At 70.9% G+C, this 15915-nt stretch carries 12 protein-coding genes; 11 read left to right on the top strand and 1 reads right to left on the bottom strand.

The genetic code is table 11. From position 1 onward, the window contains the following. Window positions 1-180 precede the first annotated feature (180 nt). The 7 genes from AC2EBS_RS00305 to AC2EBS_RS00275 all read left to right on the top strand — a co-directional run bounded on the left by AC2EBS_RS00305 (window position 181) and on the right by AC2EBS_RS00275 (window position 11287). Window positions 181-2913 (top strand): TonB-dependent receptor, encoded by a 2733-nt coding sequence (locus tag AC2EBS_RS00305; protein WP_484726393.1) that lies wholly within the window; start codon window positions 181-183, stop codon window positions 2911-2913. Then, window positions 2910-4058, top strand: a complete 1149-nt coding sequence (locus AC2EBS_RS00300; protein WP_484726392.1) for a serine hydrolase domain-containing protein — start codon at window positions 2910-2912, stop codon at window positions 4056-4058. Before AC2EBS_RS00305 ends, AC2EBS_RS00300 begins: the two co-directional genes overlap by 4 nt. A 112-nt stretch (window positions 4059-4170) precedes the next feature. Further along, the gene (locus AC2EBS_RS00295) at window positions 4171-4617 is read left to right on the top strand and encodes an SRPBCC family protein (protein WP_484726391.1); all 447 of its coding nucleotides are present in this window, start codon (window positions 4171-4173) and stop codon (window positions 4615-4617) included. Between the two features lie 213 nt (window positions 4618-4830). After that, window positions 4831-5829, top strand: coding sequence for a translesion DNA synthesis-associated protein ImuA (locus AC2EBS_RS00290; protein WP_484726390.1), 999 nt, complete (start codon window positions 4831-4833; stop codon window positions 5827-5829). Continuing rightward, complete coding sequence (locus AC2EBS_RS00285) at window positions 5826-7226, top strand: Y-family DNA polymerase (RefSeq protein ID WP_484726389.1); 1401 nt, start codon at window positions 5826-5828, stop codon at window positions 7224-7226. Before AC2EBS_RS00290 ends, AC2EBS_RS00285 begins: the two co-directional genes overlap by 4 nt. Before the next feature lie 7 nt (window positions 7227-7233). Further along, window positions 7234-10584 carry an error-prone DNA polymerase gene (locus AC2EBS_RS00280; RefSeq protein WP_484726388.1) on the top strand — a complete coding sequence of 1117 codons (3351 nt, stop codon included), beginning with the start codon at window positions 7234-7236 and terminating at the stop codon, window positions 10582-10584. Window positions 10585-10825: 241 nt separating this feature from the next. Further along, on the top strand, window positions 10826-11287 hold the full coding sequence (locus AC2EBS_RS00275; RefSeq protein ID WP_484726387.1) for a hypothetical protein: 462 nt from the start codon (window positions 10826-10828) through the stop codon (window positions 11285-11287). 226 nt (window positions 11288-11513) lie between these two features. Here the strand turns inward: AC2EBS_RS00275 and AC2EBS_RS00270 are convergent, their stop codons facing one another. Next, on the bottom strand, window positions 11514-11996 hold the full coding sequence (locus AC2EBS_RS00270; protein WP_484726386.1) for a rhodanese-like domain-containing protein: 483 nt from the start codon (window positions 11994-11996) through the stop codon (window positions 11514-11516). A 121-nt stretch (window positions 11997-12117) separates the two neighbouring features. Here AC2EBS_RS00270 and AC2EBS_RS00265 point away from each other — a divergent pair, with 121 nt between their 5' ends. The 4 genes from AC2EBS_RS00265 to AC2EBS_RS00250 all read left to right on the top strand — a co-directional run bounded on the left by AC2EBS_RS00265 (window position 12118) and on the right by AC2EBS_RS00250 (window position 15897). Next, entirely contained in the window at window positions 12118-12711 is a 594-nt protein-coding gene (locus AC2EBS_RS00265) for a YdeI/OmpD-associated family protein (RefSeq protein WP_484726385.1), read from the top strand. 353 nt (window positions 12712-13064) lie between these two features. Then, a complete protein-coding gene (locus AC2EBS_RS00260) occupies window positions 13065-13343 on the top strand; it encodes a hypothetical protein (RefSeq protein WP_484726384.1) in 279 nt (92 codons plus the stop codon). Window positions 13344-13410: 67 nt separating this feature from the next. Then, a complete protein-coding gene (locus AC2EBS_RS00255) occupies window positions 13411-13746 on the top strand; it encodes a hypothetical protein (RefSeq protein WP_484726383.1) in 336 nt (111 codons plus the stop codon). 24 nt (window positions 13747-13770) lie between these two features. Further along, on the top strand, window positions 13771-15897 hold the full coding sequence (locus tag AC2EBS_RS00250; protein WP_484726382.1) for a dipeptidyl-peptidase 5: 2127 nt from the start codon (window positions 13771-13773) through the stop codon (window positions 15895-15897). The last annotated feature ends 18 nt before the right edge of the window (window positions 15898-15915 follow it).

Below are 15915 nucleotides of genomic sequence, written 5' to 3'. Positions count from 1 at the left end.
AGCGACAGGGAGTTGCGCCCTTGCGACGCCGCGTGCAAATACCCAGTGGCCGGCAGGGGCACAGCTTCCTAGACTCGACCAGACCTGTTCGCGGCCCCGCGACAGGCCTGCCCCACGAACACCGTCTTGCCCTACGGCACACCGCAGCGCATTTTCCCGCCCAGTCCAGGAGCCCCTCCCATGAGCCACCCCTCGCCCCGCCTTCCGCAGCCGCAGCACCTGCGCCTGCGAGCCACCGCCACCGCGGCCGCCCTGGCGCTGTTCGCCCTGCCCGCGCTGGCGCAGGACAACAGCGGCGCCAAGCTCGAGCGCGTGGAGATCACCGGCTCGGCGATCAAGCGCATCGAGGCCGAGACCGCATTGCCGGTGCAAGTGATCAGCCGCGAGGACATCACCAAGCAGGGCCTGACCACCGCGGCCGAGATCGTCGCGCGCATCAGCGCCAGCACCAACAACCTGACCGACGGCGGCAGCATCGGCTACGGCGGCTTCCGCGACCAGATGGGCTTCAACGGCGCCAATCTGCGCGGCATCGGCGTCTCGTCCACGCTGGTGCTGCTCAATGGCCGGCGCATGGCCAACTTCGCCTCGCCCGGCGACAGCTCGGGCGTGGACCTGAACAACATCCCCGCCGCGGCGATCGAGCGCGTGGAGGTGCTGCTCGACGGCGCTTCGGCCATCTACGGCAGCGACGCGATCGGCGGCGTGATCAACTTCATCACCCGCAAGGACTACCGCGGCATCGAGATCAATGCCGGCATCGGCGCCACGCATGAAGGCGGCGGGGCCAAGCGCAATGCCTCGCTGGCCGGCGGCATCGGCGACCTCGGCCGCGACGGTTTCAACCTCTTCGGCGTGCTGGATCTGCAGAAGACCAGCTCGCTCAACGCCAAGCAGCGCAAGTTCATCACCGAGCTGGACATTCCCGGCCGCCTGCCCGACCTGCTGTCCAGCGCTGGCTTCCCCGGCAATATCCGCCTGAGCCGCAGCCAGTTCAACCAGCTGGTCGACGACGGCTTCTCGACCAACGGCAAGACGGTCATCGACTCGCGCACCATCAACCCGGCCGCGGCCACCGGCTGCAACCCGCCGGCCACGCTGTACCTGCCCGACGGCATCGGCGGCGCCGACGGCTGCACCTACGACTACATGCGCGACATCGAGCTCTATCCGAAGTCGGACAAGAGCAGCCTGTTCGGCCGCGGCGTCGTCGACCTGGGCCGCGGCCACCAGTTCTTCGCCGAGGCGGCGCTGAGCCGCACGCGCACGCTCTACACCGGCACGCCCAACCGCGTGGACGCCGACATGGACGTCTCGCTGGTCAAGGCGCTCGCCGGCACCAGCCTGGCCGCACTGCCCGCCGACGACGAGGACCGCATCATCACCGTGCGCACCCGGCTGCTCGAAGCCGGTCTGCGCACCAGCGAGCTGGTCTCCACCGGCCAGCGCTATGTGGCCGGCGTCGCTGGTGCCTTCAGCGGCTGGGACTATGAGCTGGCCCTCAACCACAGCCGCAACCTCGTCTCCGACCGCGACCACCAGGGCTATCTGAACGAGGCCATGGTCCTCGACGGCTTCGCCGCCGGCACGCTGAACCCCTTCGGCCCGTCCAGCGCGGCCGGCCTGGCGCTGTACGAGGCCGCGCAGATCCGCGGCGAGGTACGCCGCGCCGAGGGCACGATGGACAGCGTGGACTTCAAGGCCTCGCGCAACCTGGCCAAGCTGCCCGGCGGCGATCTCGCGCTGGCGCTGGGCGGCGAGCTGCGCCGCGAGCGCCAGACCTACCGCCAGTCCGAGGCGCTGGCCCAAGACCTGATCCTCGGCGAAACCTCGCAAGGCCCCGATGCCGAGTTCGGCAAGTCGCGCCGCGTCGGCGGCGTGTTCGCCGAGCTCAGCGCCCCGGTGAGCAAGCAGATCGAACTGCAGGCGGCGATGCGCTACGAGAATTACCAGGTCACCGGCGGCGCCTTCAGCCCCAAGCTGGGCCTGCGCTACACGCCAGCGAAGGAACTGCTGCTGCGCGCCTCGGTGGGCGCCGGCTTCCGCGCGCCCAGCCTGTCGGACCTCTACCGCCCGGTCACGCAGGGCTCGTCGGCCACGCTGGTCGATCCGGTCTGTCTGGCCGCCGACCCCGAGGCCACGGTGACCGACTGCTCGGACATCTGGACCACCTACAACTACAGCAACGCCAAGCTCAAGCCCGAGAAGTCGCGTCAGTTCAGCCTGGGCGCGGTGTTCGAGCCGCAGCGCGGCGTGAACCTGACGCTGGACTACTGGAACATCGAGAAGCGCGACCTGATCAGCACTCTCGGCGTGGACGTGATCCTCGGCAACCTGGCCAAGTACGGCAACCTGGTGACTCGCGACGAGGACGACTGGATCGACCATATCGACCTGGTGAAGGAAAACCGCGGCCGCCAGAAGATCTCCGGCGTGGATCTGGGCGTGGCGCTGTCGGGCCTGAAGAGCGGCATCGGCACCTGGGGCCTGCGCCTGAACGGCACGCTGACGCTGGCCTCCAAGCAGCAGACCGGCAACGACGACCCCTTCGTCAGCAACCTGGGCCACTTCATCAACGACGGCGTGGTGCAGCGCTGGCGCCATACCCTGGCCGCCGACTGGGAGCTGGGCGCCTTCAGCGCCACGCTGAGCAACAGCTACCTGGCCGGCTACACCGACCAGAGCATCATCGGCAAGCCCGACCGCAAGGTCGGCGCCTACTCGCTGTGGGACCTGACCGGCGCCTGGGCGGTGACGCCCGCGCTGACACTGCGTGCCGGCGTGAAGAACGTCTTCGACACCTCGCCGCCCTTCTCGCAGCAGGCCTGGTTCTTCCTGTCCGGCTACGACCCCAGCTACACCGACCCGCGCGGCCGCTATGCCTATGTGAGCGCGCAGTACCGCTTCCGGTGAGCGTGCTGAGCCGGCGCGCGCTGCTGCGCCGGGCCGCGGCTGCAGGACTGGGCGCCGCGGCAGGCCTGCCGGACCTGGCCGCAGCGGACGACGCTTCGCTGTGGACACAGCGCCGCGAACTCTTCGCCCAGCTGCTGCCCGAACGCATGGCGCAGCTGGGCGTGCCCGGCGCGCAGGCGGTGCTGCTGCGCGAGGGCCGGCCGGCCTGGTCGGTCGCGCTGGGCCGGCGCGGCCCGGCCGACAAGGACATGCCGGTGCGGGCCGATACCGTGTTCGAGGCGGCTTCGATGAGCAAGCCGCTGTTCGCCTATCTGGCGCTGCTGCAGGTGCAGGCCGGTCGCCTGGCCCTGGACCAGCCGGTGATGGAGCTGATGCCGGGCGAGGTGTTCAGCCCGCCGCAGGACTGGCAGCGCCTGATCACGCCGCGCATGCTGCTGGCCCATACCTCGGGCCTGCCGAACTGGCGGCCCGGCGACAGCGGCCCCAGCGAGATGGACGGCCCGCTGCAGCTGCTGTTCCGCCCCGGGCTGCGCTACGAATATTCCGGCGAAGGCTACTTCTATCTGCAGCGCCTGCTCGAGCACCTGAGCGGCCAGCCGCTGCAGACCCTGGCCGAGCAACTGCTTTTCAAGCCGCTGGGCATGAGCGCCAGCAGCTTCGTGCTGACGCCAGCGATACGCGCACGGCGCGCGCGCGGCCACGACGAGGCCAATCAGCCGCTGCCGCCCAGCGAGTACCGCCACGCCAACGCGGCCTATACGCTGTTCACCAGCGCCGGCGACTACGCGCGCTTCGTCGCCGAGATGCTGCGCGCCACCGCGGCGGACGGCACCGGCCCGGCCCCGCTGCTGCGCGATCCTGCGCTGCGCGCCGAGCTGCTCGCCCACCAGGTGGCCGCTACCACGCGCGAGCCGATCGCCCGCCCTGGCACTGCCAAGGGGCAGTCGGTGTTCTGGGGCCTGGGCTGGGGCATGGACACCAGCGCGCAGGGCGACATCGCCTATCACAGCGGCACCAACCGCAGCGGCTTTCGCTGCTACAGCCAGTTCTGCCCGGCACGCGGCAGCGGCCTGGTGCTGATGAGCAACAGCCTGAGGGGCGGCCAGCTGTGGCGGCAGCTGGTGGCGGTGATGGGGGATCTCTGAGCGAAGCGCGGTCGGCCAGACCGCAGAGCGCGTCGGCGCTGCAGATTTCCACCTATGCCCAGTCCACCGAATCGGCGTAGCGTGGGCGCAGCTCTTGCGAAAGGCAGCTCCCATGACGACCGGCACTGTTCGACTCCACCGCGTGCTGCGCTGCGCGCCCGAGCTCATCTACCGCGCCTTTCTTGAGCCCGATGCGATGGCCAAGTGGCTACCGCCCCATGGCTTCACCTGCCAGGTCCATCACATGGACGCACGGGTCGGCGGCAGCTACCGCATGGCCTTCCGCAACTTCGCCAGCACGCAGGGCAATGCCTTCGGCGGCGAGTACCTCGAGTTGCTGCCCCACGAGCGGATCCGCTACACCGCCCGCTTCGACGAGGCCCAATTGCCTGGCCTGATGCAGACCACCGTCACGCTGCAGCCCTGCCTGGCCGGCACCGTGCTGGACATCGTGCAGGAAGGCATCCCTGCCGCCATCCCGGTGGAGATGTGCTGCCTCGGCTGGCAGGAGTCGCTGACCCAGCTGGCCCGGCTGGTCGAGCCGGACATCCCCGGCTGACCCCGCGCCCCTGACGCCAAAGCGGCCTGGCGTCAATACCTGCTGCCCAATCCTGCACGCCCCGCTCGGATTCGCGGGGCCGAGGCTTGCCATTTGTGGTCGGCTCGAATACTGTACATTCATACAGTATCGATGCACCCAACTCCTGCCGGCCCGCCAGCCGCGGCAGCCCTTGTTGTCCCTCATCCCTGCTTGCTTCGCTCTCACGCCGCCATGCATGCCCCCGTCAGGCAGGCTCCCGCGTCTTCCGTCGCCGGAGCTGCTGCCCGCCTCGCCGCCCCAGCGCCTGCTTGCGCGCTGCTGGCCGACGCTGCCGTCCGGCCAGCGCCGCCACAGCCGGGCGCCGGTGCGCGCAGCCCCGGCAGCCTGGACCCGCTGGCCCTGCCGGCAGGGCTGGGCGCAGTGTGGCGCGGCAGCGAGCTGGCCCGGGCGGGGCATGAGGCCTGCGTGCCCAGCGGCTTCACTGCGCTGGATGCCGAGCTGCCCGGCGGCGGCTGGCCCACGCGCGCGCTGAGCGAGCTGCTGCTGCCGCAGCCCGGCGCCTGCGAATGGCGGCTGCTCGGCCCGGCGCTGCGCCGGCTGCTGGCCCCGCCGGCGCAGGCGACCACGCCACCCGGCCGATCCCGCCGCTCCCGCGGCGCCAGCGCTGCCGCTAACGTGAAAGCGGCGCAGCTGCCGCAGCTGCTGCTGATCAACCCGCCCTGGACACCGCACCTGCCCGGCCTGGCCGAGCACGGCATCGCGCCGCAGCAGCTGGTGTGGATCGCGCCGGCCAGCCATGCGCAGGCGCTGTGGGCGGCCGAGCAGGCGATCAAGGCCGATGTGGCCGCCGCGGTGCTGGCCTGGCTGCCCGAGGCGCGGCCCGAGCAGATGCGCCGCCTGCAGGCTGCGGCGCTGGGCGCGCGCGCGCCGGTCTTCGTGCTGCGGCCGGCGGCGCAGGCGCAGAGCCAGTCCTCGGCGGCGCCGCTGCGCCTGCTGCTCGAACCCGGCGCGCGCGCCGATGCGCTGCGCCTGCGCCTGCTCAAGCGCCGCGGCCCCGCGCACGAGCAGTGGCTGGAGCTGGCTGCCACGCTGCCCGCCGGGCTGGACCGGCTGCTGCCGCCGCGGCTGTTCGCCGCTGCGTCGGTGCTGCCGGCTTCCGTGCCGCCCGCTATCCCGCCCTCTACGTCATCGCCCGTCCTGCCTGCGGAGCTCGCTGTTGTCGTCCCATGAGCGCCACCGCCCCACCCCGCCGCGCTCACTGGATCGCGCTGCTACCTTCATCGTCCCCGGCCGCCGCTGAGCTCGCGGTCAAGGACGAGGCCTTGCTGCAGCTGCAGCTGCCGCTGGCCTGGTGGAGCCTGCAGTTCACGCCGCGCGTGGCCCTGCTGGAAGAGTCCGTGGTGCTGGAGGTGCAGGGCAGCCTGCGCCTGTTCGGCGGGCTGCGCGCGCTGCACCGCCGCCTGCGCGACGAAGGCCGCGCGCTGGGCCTGGGCGCGCTGGCCTGGGCGCCCAGCAGCCTGGCCGCGCTGGCGCTGGCGCGCGCCGGGCTCGTCGACGGGTTGCGCCCACCGCTAACTCCGCTGCTGGACGGCCTGCCGCTGCACACACTGAGCGCCGCGCAGGCCCAGGCGCCGATGCTGCAGCGCCTGGGCTGCCGCACGCTGGGCCAGCTGCGCGCGCTGCCGCGCGGCCCGCTGGCGCGGCGCTTCGGCGATGCGCTGCTGCTGGCGCTGGACCAGGCCTATGGCCTCGCACCCGAGGCGCACAGCTGGGTGACGCTGCCCGAGCGCTTTGCCGCGCGGCGCGAGCTGGCCTGGCGCATCGAGCATGCGCCGGCGCTGCTGCAGCAGGCCGAGCCGCTGCTGCTGCAGCTCTCGGCCTGGCTGGCCGCGCGCCATGCCGGCGTGCTGCGCTTCAGCTTGAGCTGGCAGCACGACGCGATGCGCGCGCGCGATGTGGGCCCCGGCGGTGCCCTGGCGCTGGGCACGGCCGAGCCCACGCGCGACATCAATCATCTGCGCCGCCTGCTCGCCGAGCATCTGGCGCGCCAGCAGCTGGCCGCGCCGGTGGCCGAGCTCAGCCTCGCCGCCGACGAGGTGCAGCCGCTGGCCGAGCGCAGCGCCTCGCTCTTGCCCGATGCGCTCGACGCCGGCCAGCCCGGCCGCGAATCGCTGCAGCAGTTGCTGGAGCGCATCGCCGCGCGTCTCGGGCCTGAGCGCGTGCGCCGCGTGCGGCTGCGCCCCGACCACCGGCCCGAGCAGATGCAGCGCTGGCTGCCCTGGGGCCAGGTCGTGCTGCTGCCAGGCGAAGGCCTGGGCTTTCCGCCGCCGCAGCCCAGCTGGCTGCTGGAGCCGCCGCTGCGCCTGGCCACGCGGCAGGACCGGCCGCTGCTGCCGCCGCGCCATACGCCGCTGCAGCTGCTGGCCGGCCCGCAGCGCCTGGAAGGCGGCTGGTGGGGCCGCCCCGACGAGCCCGACAGCCCGCCCGCCGCGCCCGACCATGTGCAGCGCGACTACTACCTCGCCCACGAGGCGCAGGCCGGCCTGCTGTGGATCTATCACGAGCGCCTGGCCGGCCAGGCTGCGGCCGCGCCGGCGAGCTGGTTCCTGCATGGGGTTTTCGCATGAGGTCCGCATGAGTCTGCTCAACGGCTTCGACGCGATGATCCCGCCCGGCGGCCGCCGCCCGGGGCGCGCTCGCGAGGACGCCGGCGCGCCCCGCCCCGGCGATTTCGCGTCGCCGCTGCCGCGCCCGCGCGGGCCGGCGCCGGCCTATGCCGAGCTGCATGCGCTGTCCAACTTCAGCTTCCTGCGCGGCGCTTCCGACCCCGAGGAGCTGGTCGCCCGCGCGCAGGCGCTGGGCTATGCGGCGCTGGCGATCACCGACGAATGCTCGCTGGCCGGCGTGGTGCGCGCCCATGTGGCGCTGAAGAAGCTGTGCAGCGCGCTGCAGGAAGCCGACCCCGCCTTCGACGCCGAGCGCGACCTGCTGCACCTGATCATCGGCAGCGAGTTCCTGGTGCGCGACGATTTCGGCGATGCCGATGCCGACGCCGCGCCGCTGTTCAAGCTCGTCGCACTGGCCGAGCACCGCGAAGGTTATGGCAACCTCAGCGAGTTCATCACCATGCTGCGCCGCGCCTCGCCCACCAAGGGCGAGTACCGGCTTCACTGGGGCCAGCTGCGGCCCGAGGCGCTGGCCGGCTGCCTGCTGCTGTGGGTGCCGCAGCGCGAGCTGGACGACGCCGCGCTGCTCGCGCAGGCACAGTGGTTTGCTGCCAATTTCGCCGGCCGCGCCTGGATCGCGGTGGAGCTGCTGCGCGAGCTCTCCGACGAACGCTGGCTGCAGCGCCTGCGCGCGCTGTCCGTCGCAATCGGGCTGCCGCTGCTGGCCGCGGGCGATGTGCACTTCCACGTGCGCTCGCGCAAGGCGCTGCAGGACGTGATGACCGCCACCCGCCAGCGCCAGCCGCTGCATGCCTGCGGCCTGGCACTGCAGCCCAATGCCGAGCGCCATCTGCGCAGCCGGCTGCGCCTGGCCCAGCTCTATCCACCCGAGCTGCTGGCCGAGACATTGGCGGTGGCGGCGCGCTGCCAGTTCTCGCTGGACGAGCTGCGCTACCAATACCCCAGCGAGGTCGTCCCCGCCGGCGAGACACCCACGAGCTGGCTGCGCCGCCTCACCTACGAAGGCCTGCACAAGCGCTGGCCCGCGGGACCCGACCCGCGCTGGGTGGCGCAGGTGGAGCACGAGCTGGCGCTGATCGAGGAGCTGCGCTACGAGCACTACTTCCTCACCGTGGCCGACATCGTGCGCTTCGCCCGCGAGCAGGGCATCCTCTGCCAGGGCCGCGGCTCGGCGGCCAACAGCGTGGTGTGCTTCTGCCTGTTCATCACCGCGGTGGACCCGGCGCGCTCCACGCTGCTGTTCGAGCGCTTCATCAGCCGCGAACGCAACGAGCCGCCCGACATCGACGTGGACTTCGAGCACGAGCGCCGCGAGGAAGTCATCCAGTACCTCTACACCCGCTACGGCCGCCATCGCGCCGCGCTCACCGCAGTGGTGACGCGCTACCGCGCGCGCAGCGCCATGCGCGACGTGGGCCGCGCGCTGGCCTTCGACCCGGAGCTGCTGGAACGCCTGGCGCAGGACCACAGCGGCTGGAGCAGCGAGATCCTGCCGCCCGAGCGCTATGCCGAGCTGCAGCGTGAGCTGGGGCTGGACCCGACGGACCTGAAGCTGCGCCAGCTGATCGAGCTCTCGCGCCAGCTGATGGGCATGCCGCGCCACCTCAGCCAGCATGTGGGCGGCTTCGTGCTGACCGAGGGGCCGCTGTCGCGCCTGGTGCCGATCGAGAACGCGACGATGGAGAACCGCAGCGTCATCGAATGGGACAAGGACGACCTCGACGCGCTGAACCTGCTCAAGGTGGACGTGCTGGCGCTGGGCATGCTGTCGGCGCTGCGCCGCTGCTTCCACCTCTACCGCGCGCTGCGCGGCCGCGAGATCGACCTGGCATCCATCCCCGAGGGCGACGCCGCCACCTACGACATGATCTGCGCGGCCGACACCGTGGGCACCTTCCAGATCGAGAGCCGCGCGCAGATGTCCATGCTGCCGCGCCTGAAGCCGCGCAACTTCTACGACCTGGTGATCGAGGTCGCCATCGTTCGCCCCGGCCCCATCGAAGGCGGCATGGTCCACCCCTATCTGGAGAACCGGCGCAAGAAGCCCGAGGACGTGCCCTACCCCAGCGAGGCGCTGAAGGCCGCGCTGGCGCGCACCTGCGGCGTACCGATCTTCCAGGAGCAGGTGATGCAGGTGGCGATGATCGCCGCCGGCTTCACCCCCGGCGAGGCCGACCAGCTGCGCCGCGCCATGGCCGCCTGGAAGCGCCCCGGCGACCTGCAGAAGTTCTACGAGAAGATCGTCAGCGGCATGCGCGCGCGCGGCTATGCCGACGAGTTCGCCGAATCCATCTTCAAGCAGATCAAGGGTTTTGCCTCCTACGGCTTCCCCGAATCGCATGCGGCCAGCTTCGCGCTGCTCACCTACGCCAGCTGCTGGATCAAGCGGCACGAGCCGGCGATCTTTCTGTGCGCGCTCTTGAACTCGCAGCCGCTGGGCTTCTACACGCCCAGCCAGTTGGTGCAGGACGCACAGCGCCGCCACGGCGTGCGCGTGCAGCCGGCCGACGTGAGCGTCAGCGCGGTGGACTGCACGCTGGAACCAGCGCAAGGCCTAGGGTCGGACGAGGCACGCCAACCCGCGGTGCGCCTGGGGCTGCGCATGGTCAGCGGTCTCGCGGATGCGGCCGCCGAGCGCATCGTCGCCGCGCGCGCGCAGCGGCCTTTTGGCGGCACGCAAGACCTGGCCCTGCGCGCCGCGCTGAACCAGCGCGAGATGCAGCTGCTCGCCGCGGCCGATGCGCTGCTGAGCCTGTCGGGCCACCGCCGCCAGCAGGTCTGGCAGGCCAGCGCCGAGCAGCCGCTACCGCCGCTCTTGCGCGGCAGCCTGCCCGAGGAAGACACGCTGCCGCTGGACGCCGCACCCGAGGGCGAGGAAGTGCTGTGGGACTACGCCTCGCTGGGCCTGACGCTACGCCGCCATCCGCTGCAGATCCTTCGCCCCCAGCTGGCGCGCCGCGGCATGCGGCACAACGCGCAGCAACTGCAGTCCTGGCGCAACGGCCGCCACGCCAGCGCCTGCGGCATCGTCACCGTGCGCCAGCGTCCGCAGACCGCCAAGGGCACGCTCTTCGTCAGCCTGGAAGACGAGAGCGGCAGCGTGCAGGTCATCGTCTGGCCCGACGTCTATGCCGAATACCGCTCGGTGCTGCTGCACGCCCGCTTGCTGGCCGTACACGGCCAATGGCAATGCAGCAGCGACGGCGTGCGCAACCTGATCGCCAAGCGCTGCGAGGACTGGTCGGAGATGCTGGGCCGGCTGAGAGGGGCGATGGAGGGGAGCAGGGATTTCAGATGACAAGAAAGGCGCGTATCGGCTCAGATAGCATCACAGCGTCGTGCATACGGCGAGCCCCAGGACGCCGGGACGCGAGGCCATCGCCAAACCCACCCGCCAAGACATGTCGCACAACCGCTCACACGACTCATCGTCATGCCTTCCCTCGCTCACCCGCCGACCCTGGGCACTTGCGCTGGGTTTCCTTTTTGCAAGCTTCTCGCTGACGTCTCTGCCTTCCAAAGCCCAGCCCCGCCCTGCCTTGCCCGCCACCGTGGCCCAGGCCATCGCCGAGATGGACCGGCTCTGCCGCGACGTTGGCGGCCAGCCCGCCAGTGGGCCTGAGCTTCTTCGGTCGATGGACCTGAATGGCGACGGCGTGCCTGACTATGCGCTGGACCAGGGCGCCTATTTCTGCGACGGCGCAGCATCGCTATTCAGCGGATCGGGAGGCAGCCAACTTGTCGTCTGGGCTAGCAACGGGCCTGGCGCGCTCGTGACGAAGGTCTTTGATGGCGGACACTTCGGCATCAAGGTCGACGCTGAGCACAAAGCGCGAGCTCGACTGCTGCTGGCCCTGCGCGGTGCACAGTGTGGCCAAAAGATCGCGCCACAAACCGCAAATTCCGATTTGCAGTTCTGCTGGCGGCCACTGAACTGGGACCCGAAGCGCAAGCTGCTGCAGCTCGCGCCGCTGTCAGAGATCCTTGCGTATGAGCAATGACAGCCACACCGAAAGCGCTCACAAAAGCATACCCAGGTACTCGACCAGAACGCGATTTCCCGAAGAAGAAGCGACGCCGTCACACCCCAAGAGCGTGACAGGACAGGAGACGGACAGACGCCCGGCTACAGCATCTCCGCAGTTCTTTGCCACCCACGCCGCCACCGCCCCCGAGCTGCTGGTCGGCTACTACAAGGTCAGCAGCGGCCGGCCGTCGAGGATGGTCTCACCGCCCCGGCGCCACCATCGGCCAACCGCGCCGTGCCCACTCGGACATGCCGCCATCGACATAGCGCACATGGCTGTAGCCGCCCTGCTCGCGTAGCGCCTTCAAAGTCGCCTTGGAGCGGTTCTGCGTATTGCAGATCAGCAGCACCGGCTGTGCGCCGTCCTTCGGGATCTCGGCCAGGCGCTGTCCCAGCTGCCGCATCGGCAGCAGCTTGGCACCGGCGGCCACGCCGGTGGCGTGCTCGTGCGGCTCGCGGATATCGATCAGCAGCACGCGCCCAGCCTCGTGCTCGGCACGCGCCGTCTCCAGGTTCACCGCATCGGGATTCGGCCCCGCTTGGCCGCAGGCGGTGGCGCCCAGCGCCAGCCCCAGGCACAGCGCCAGGCCGCGCAGGCCCAGCACGCGCCGGCCCAGCGGTCGTGCCTCGGTCTGGGCGGGCTGTACGGTCGCGGTCTCTGTCGTCGCTACGATGTTCGTCATGGTCTTTCAGCTCACAAGCTCGGCAGGCCGGCGATCCGGTGGATGCCCGGCAATATATTTGCATCTTCTTATATTTTGAATGACCCCGCAGCAACCGTGTCCAACTAGGGCCGGCGTCACGATGCCCACCGCAGCCACCTTCTTCGCCTCGCCCGCCGCCTTCCGCGCCTGGCTCGACTGCCACGCCGCCACCGCCGCCGAGCTGCTGGTCGGCTACTACAAGGTCGCTACCGGCCGGCCGTCGATGACGTGGTCGGAGTCGGTGGACGAGGCGCTGTGCTTCGGCTGGATCGACGGCGTGCGGCGCAGCATCGATGAGCAGAGCTACTGCATCCGCTTCACGCCGCGCCGCCCCGGCTCGACCTGGAGCGCGGTGAACATCGCCAAGGTCGAGGCGCTGCGCGCCGCGGGCCGCATGACGCCAGCCGGCGAGGCGGCGTATGCACAGCGGCTGGCGCACAAGTCCGCGATCTACTCCTACGAGCAGCAGCAACAGACGCAGGCATCACCACCGCCGCCTGCCGCGCTGAGCGCCACCGAGCTGCGCCTGTTCAAGCGCGACAAGAGCGCCTGGGCCTTCTTCAACGACGCGCATCCACCCAGCGCGCGCAAGACCCTGCTGCACTGGGTCTGCTCGGCCAAGAAGGCCGAGACCCGCGCCACGCGGCTCGCCAAGCTGATCGCCGCCTGCGCGGCGGGCGAACGGCTGCGCTGAGTGCAACGCCGGCGTCATCGCCATCCCCGGCACTGCATGCTGCAGCATCCACACGGTCGGGCATCGGGCGCTGAAACGCTTGAAACACAGCCGCCCCCTCCGCTGAAACAGCAGCGATACCTGCCTGCGCCACACTGACGCGCTTTGCTTCCATCGCCAAGGGCAACTCGCTCACGATCATGCAGCACCCGCCACCCCCAAGCCCGCGACGGCTGCCAGGCCCGGAGGCCTGGCTGCTGCTGGCGATGCTGTTTGCACTGCTCGCCAGCCTCGGGGGCGCGATCGAACCGGCCGTAGCCGCACCGGCAGCGCCCGTGTCTGCGGCGTCGTCGCCAACGCCCGCGCCCCAGCCCTTGAGCGGCGATTACCAGCTCGGCCCGACCACGCTGGTCGATGCACCGCCGGGCGAGCCGCGCGATGCGCTGCTGCGCCTGCACTTCACCGGCCGCACCGCGGCCGACCTCTATCGCGCGCTGCCGGGCAAGGCCGCGCGCGACGAATGCCTGGACGACGGCAGCCTCGGCAAGACCCAAGGCGGGATGCGCTGCATACGCAGTCCGAGAGGCGCGCACGAATGCTGGCTGGGCATCGCTCTTCACCGGCAGCGGCTGGTCGCGGGCATGGTGTGCTGAACTGCGCGGCTCAGGCATAGTGAGCCTGCCTTCCGTCCCAAGCAGCCCGCTGTCCGCTCTTCTGCAGATGTCAACGCCAGAGCCTTCGCACACCACACCGCCTTGCGCTGCACCAGCCGCGCCGCCCGCAGGCTTCAGGCGCCGGCTGCTCTGGCTGCTCGGCTGCACGCTAGGCGGCCTGGGCGTGGGCCTGCTGGGGCAGGCCTGGTCCGGAGACCAGGCCTGGTTCCTGGCCCTGCCTGCGGCCATTGCGCTGGGCTGGCTCTTCATCGGCACGCCGCAGCACTGCTCGCCATCGGCTTGCGAGGACAGCGGCGGCAGTTGCAGCGATGCGCCGATCTCGCCTGCTGCATCGACGGACGCTGAGCGCACAACAGCGGGCTTGCCCGATTCACGCCGCTGAGCCAGCGGACCGACACTTGGGGGCATGAGCGCCGCCCCCAACACCCCTAGAAAAAGCAAGACCACCCACCCGTCGCTGTCCGCCGACGACCTCTGGTCGCTGGAGCGTCTGGGCAACCCCAGCCTCTCGCCCGACGGCAGGCAGGCCGTCTGTGCGCTGACGAGCTATTCGATGGAGCACAACAAGTCCGCCAGCAGTCTGTGGCTGTTCCCGACCGCCGGGCGCAGCGGCGCGCCGAGGCGCCTGACCGCCTGCGGCGACAAGGACGGCCAGCCGGCCTGGTCGCCGCAGGGCGACCGCATCGCCTTCGTCGCGCGCCGCGAGCAGCAGGGCGAGAAGGACGCCAGCGCGCAGCTGTATGTGATGGCGCCGGACGGCGGCGAAGCCCAACGCGCGAGCCGCTTCGCGCCCGGCATCGCGGCCTTCAAGTGGATGCCCGATGGCAAGCGCATCGTCTTCTCGGCCTGGGTCTGGCCGGAACTGAAGGGCGCGGCCGCACAGGCCAAGCGTTACAAGGCCTTCAGCGAGCGCAAGGAGAGCGGCTACGCCACCAGCGAGGCCTTCTATCGCCACTGGGACAGCAATCTGCCCGAAGGCCGCGTGCTGCACCTGCTGATGCTGGACCTCGCCAGCGGCCGTGTGACCGACCTCTTCGAGGGCAAGGCGCTGGAACTGCCGCGCGCCAGCGATGGCGCCGCGAGCTGCTGGGACATCAGCCCCGACGGCACGCGCATCGCCTTCCAGCACGACCCGGCACCGGTGAAGGTGCCGGGCAACCGCCTGACCATCGCCGAGCTGGATCTCAAGACCCGCCGCGTGCGCGCGCTGGCCGACGACGCGCGCTGGGAATTCGCCGCGCCCTGCTACAGCCCCGATGGCCGCACGCTGGCGCTGTGCGCCGCCGAGACCGGCCGCAGCCACAAGGCGCTGTACGAGCTGGCCGTGGTCGAAGGCGTCGATCGCGCCGGCAAGCCGCGCTGGCGTGTGCTGACCGATCGCGGCTGGGATCACGATGTCGATGCGCCGCTGCGCTGGGCCGATGGCGGCCGCGCGCTGCTGTTCGCCGCCGAGGAACGCGGCCGCCGCCACCTCTGGCGCCACGAGCTGGCCAGCGCGACGACGACAGCGCTGCACCAAGGCGGCTGGGTGCAGGGCTTCGCCATCGCCGGCGACACGCTGGTGCTGGCCGCCGACGCGGCCACGCATCCGGTGCGCCTGTTCGCGCGCAGCCTCGCTGCAGCCGGCGGCAGCTCGAAAGACGGCGCGGTGCGGCGGCTGGACAAGTTCAACGACGCCCTGCTCGCGCGCCGCGCGCTGGGCGAGGTCAAGGAAGTCACCATCACCGGCGCGCAGGGCGAGCCGGTGCAGCTGTGGCTGACCTTCCCCGCGGGCTTCGACGCCAAGCGCAAGCACCCGGTGATGCACGTCATCCATGGCGGCCCCTACACCGCCGCGGGCGATAGCTTCGGCTACCGCTGGAACCCGCATGTGCTGGCCTCGCGCGGCCATGTGGTGGTGCAGGTCAATTACCACGGCTCCAGCGGCTTCGGCTTCGCCTTCCGCGACAGCATCATGGGCCGCCAGGGCGAGCTGGAGCTGCAGGACATCGAGGCCGCCACCGACTGGCTGCGCCGCCAGCCCTGGGCTGACCGCGAGCGCATCAGCGCCACCGGCGGCAGCTACGGCGGCTTCCTGGTCGCGTGGATGAACGGCCACGTCAAGCAGCCCGGCCGCTACCGCAGCTACGTCTGCCATGCCGGCGTGTTCGACCGCTTCGCCACCTTCGCGGCGGACTCGTACATGGAGCGACCGCGCGACCTGCATGCGCGCTACTGGGAAGACCCGGACCGCGTGCTGGCGCAGAGCCCGCACGCCTCGGCAGCGAAATTCCAGACGCCTACGCTGGTGATCCACGGTGCGCTGGACTACCGCGTGCCCGACTGCAACGGCCTGGCCTACTACAACACGCTGAAGGCCCGCGGCATCGAGGCGCGCCTGCTGTGGTTCCCCGACGAGAACCACTGGGTGCTCAAGCCGCGCAACAGCAAGCTCTGGTACCGCGAGTTCCTGGATTGGGTGTGCGCGCACGATGGCCCTGCGGCGCGGCGGGCCACGCTCAGAGCGCCCGAGCCGCGCGGCGTCCAGCGCTGACCAGATCAGGCGCCCTGC

It is taken from the genome of Roseateles sp. T103 (assembly GCF_057219915.1).
This window is presented reverse-complemented; position numbering and strand designations above follow the sequence as displayed.